General features: G+C 70.7%; 1 protein-coding gene. It reads right to left on the bottom strand.

Annotated elements, in window-relative coordinates; translation table 11 throughout:
• Window positions 1-69: 69 nt before the first annotated feature.
• Window positions 70-997 (bottom strand): DUF3418 domain-containing protein (locus DPV74_RS41530; protein ID WP_119339296.1); only part of this gene is annotated, 928 nt, incomplete at its 5' end.

Genomic DNA, 997 nt, shown 5'->3' on the forward strand with positions numbered 1-997 from the left:
GGCCCGGCAAGCGCCGCGCGGCCGGCCGGGGCCCGCCGCCGGCGCGGAGCCCGGGAAGCCGATGTTGCGCTAGCGCTGCATCGACTCCCAGACCTTGTGCAGACGCTTGACAGAGACAGGCATCGGCGTGCGCAGTTCCTGCGCGAACAGCGAAATCCGCAATTCCTCGAGCAGCCAGCGGAATTCCGCGAGCCGCGGATCGGCGACGCCGCCGCGCTGCGACACCGCGCGCTGGTACTGCTGGGCGAGCGGCAGCAGGTCGGCCGACTGCTTCGCGTCGCGCGCCGGATCGGCCTTCAGCTTGTCGATCCGCAGCGCGATGCCCTTCAGGTAGCGCGGGAAGTGCGCGAGTTGCGCGTAGGGCGTATCGATCACGAAGCGCTTGCCGACCAGCGCGGCGAGCTGCTGCTGCAGGTCCGCATGCGCCTGCGCGAACGGCTTCGCCTGCGCGAGCTTCTTCACGAGACCCGCGTATTCGGCCAGGACCTGCCCGACCAGCCGCGCGATTTCCTGCGCGAGCAGGTTCAGGCGGCTTCGGCCCTCGTCACGGCGCGCGTGGAAGCTCGCGTCGTCGTCGGGCAGCGGGTCCTGCAGGCACGCGCGGTCGAGCGCCGTGTCGATCAGCTGGTCGCGCAATTCGTCCTGCGTGCCGAGCGACATGTACTGCATCGCCATCTCGCGCAGGCCCGGCAGGTTCTTCTCGAGGAACTTGATCGGCTCCTTCAGCTGCAGCGCGAACAGCCGCCGCAGGCCGGCCCGGTGGATGCGCGCGGCCTCCTCCGGCGAATCGAACACCTCGACGTCGCAATGCGTGCCGCGATCGACGAGCGCCGGGTAGCCGTACAGCGTCTGGCCGCGCCGGCGGATTTCCAGCAGCTCGGGGAGCTTGCCGAAATTCCACGTCGTCAGGTTCTCGTACAGCGCCGTCGCACCGGCTTCCGCCGGAGCGGACGTCTGCGGCGCCGCGCCCTTCGCGGGCTTCGGGCCGCGGCCGGGT

This window comes from Burkholderia sp. HAN2018 (genome assembly GCF_024704855.1).
GTDB lineage: Bacteria > Pseudomonadota > Gammaproteobacteria > Burkholderiales > Burkholderiaceae > Burkholderia > Burkholderia cepacia.